The sequence below is a fragment of the Streptomyces sp. NPDC018031 genome (genome assembly GCF_044327625.1).
Classification (GTDB): domain Bacteria; phylum Actinomycetota; class Actinomycetes; order Streptomycetales; family Streptomycetaceae; genus Streptomyces.
Map to the genome: position 1 here is coordinate 1 of NZ_JBIRFT010000067.1, position 2118 is coordinate 2118.

A 2118-nucleotide genomic window follows, 5' to 3' on the forward strand; every position below is an offset into this window, starting at 1 on the left:
GGACGCGGTGGAGGCCCTGGCCGCCGAGGGTGCGGGGTTCTTCCTGGAGATCGGTGCCGACGGCACGCTGACCGCACTCGCCCAGGAGTGCCTGGACGACGACGCGGCAGCCGTCACCTGCGCCGCCACCCAGCTCAAGGACCGCCCCGAGGCCCAGGCCGCGGTCGCGGCGGTGGGGCGGCTGCACACCGGCGGGGTACCCGTCCGCTGGGAGGCCCTGACCGGCCGGGCCCGGACGGTCGAACTCCCCACCTACGCCTTCCGGCACGAGCGCTACTGGCTCTCCTCCGCCTCCGGCCCCGGCGACACCACCGCCCTGGGCCAGCGGGACGCCGGCCACCCGCTGCTCGGCGCCACCGTCGAACCGGCGGACGGCGGCGTGCTGCTGACCGGGCGGCTGTCCCTGCCCAGCCATCCCTGGCTGGCCGGACACGCGGTCGCCGGCACGGTGCTGCTGCCCGGCACCGCCTTCGTGGAACTCGCCATCCGCGCCGGCGACGAGGTCGGCTGCGGCCGGATCGACGAACTCACCCTCCAGGCCCCGCTGACCCTGCCCGAACGCGGCGGCGTACGGATCCAGGTCGCGGTCGGCGAGCCGGACCCGGCGGGCGGCCGCCCGGTACGGATCTCCTCCCGCGCCGAGGACGCGGCGGACGACACACCGTGGATCCGCCACGCGACGGGCACCCTCACAGTGGCCGGCGCCCCCGCCTTCGACCTGACCGCGTGGCCTCCCCCCGGATCCGAACCGGTGGACGTGGCCGGGCTCTACCCCTGGCTGGAGACCATCGGCTCCAGCTACCGGCCGCCGTTCCAGGGTCTGCGCGCGGCCTGGCGGCACGGCGAGGTGACCTACGCCGAGGTCGAGCTGCCCGCCGACACCGAGCCGGACCGGTTCGGCCTGCACCCGGCACTGCTCGACTCCGCCCTGCACGGCGCCCTGCTGGCCACCGTCGACGACCCCGGCGCCGGACTCCGGCTGCCGTTCTCCTGGTCGGGTGCCGAGCTGTACGCCACCGGGGCCTCGGCCGCCCGGGTCCGGCTGACCCCCGCCGGGGACGGCGCGCTGACGGTGGAGCTGGCCGACACCACCGGTGCCCCGCTCGCCGCGGTGGAGACCCTCGCCACCCGCCCGGTCTCCGCCGACCAGGTGCGCGGTGCCCACGACGACGGGCTGCGGGACTCCCTGTTCCGCGTCGAGTGGCTCCCGGCGCCCGCCGAGTCACACCCCACCGACCCGGGCCGGGTCGTCACCATCACCGGCGCGGTGGCCGGGCGGCACGCCCTGGCGGAGCTGGCCCGCCTCGCCGACGACGCCGACGGCGCACCGGACCTGGTGGTGTGGCAGGTGCCGCCCTCCGAGGACGTACGGGCCTCGGTCACCGGCGCACTGGAGCTGCTGCGCGGATGGCTGGCCGACGACCGGTTCGGCGCGGGCCGACTGGCCTTCGTGACCCGGCACGGGCTGCTCGCCCACGCCGCCGTGGCGGGCCTGGTCCGCTCCGCCCAGTCGGAGAACCCGGACCGCCTCCTGCTGGTCGAGACCGACCCGGCGGAAACCGGGGCCGGGGCGCCGGCGCACGGCGAGGCGGAGCGCGACACCGCCCCCGCGGCGCTGCCGGACGCGGCGCTCAGCGGCGCCGAGCCGCACGTCAGGCTGCGCGACGGTGAGGTACTGGTGCCCCGTCTGGCGCGCGCCGAGTCCGCCGGGCTGCTCACCCCGCCCGGTGAGGGGCCCTGGCACCTGGACTTCACCGCCGCGGGCACCCTGGAGAACCTGGCCCTGGTTCCCAGGCCCGAGGTCGCGGAACCGCTCGCACCGGGACAGGTGCGGATCGCGGTGCGGGCGGCCGGCATGAACTTCCGCGACGCGCTGATCGCCCTGGGCATGTACCCGGGGGAAGCCACCCCGTTCCTCGGCGACGAGGCGGCCGGCGTGGTGCTCGCCGTCGGCGAGGGCGTCACCGGCCTGGCCCCCGGTGACCGCGTGCTGGGCCTCGTACCCCGCGCCTTCGGACCCCAGGCGGTGACGGATCAGCGGTTGCTGGCGCGGGTGCCGGAGGGGTGGTCGTTCGAGCGTGCGGCGTCGGTGCCGGTGGTGTTCCTGACGGCGTGGAT

At 77.1% G+C, this 2118-nt stretch carries 1 protein-coding gene; it reads left to right on the forward strand.

Annotation, left to right across the window (positions count from 1 at the left end; translation table 11 throughout):
• A partial coding sequence (locus ACH4B3_RS34245; protein ID WP_398469703.1) for a polyketide synthase dehydratase domain-containing protein occupies positions 1 to 2118 on the forward strand: 2118 nt, incomplete at both ends.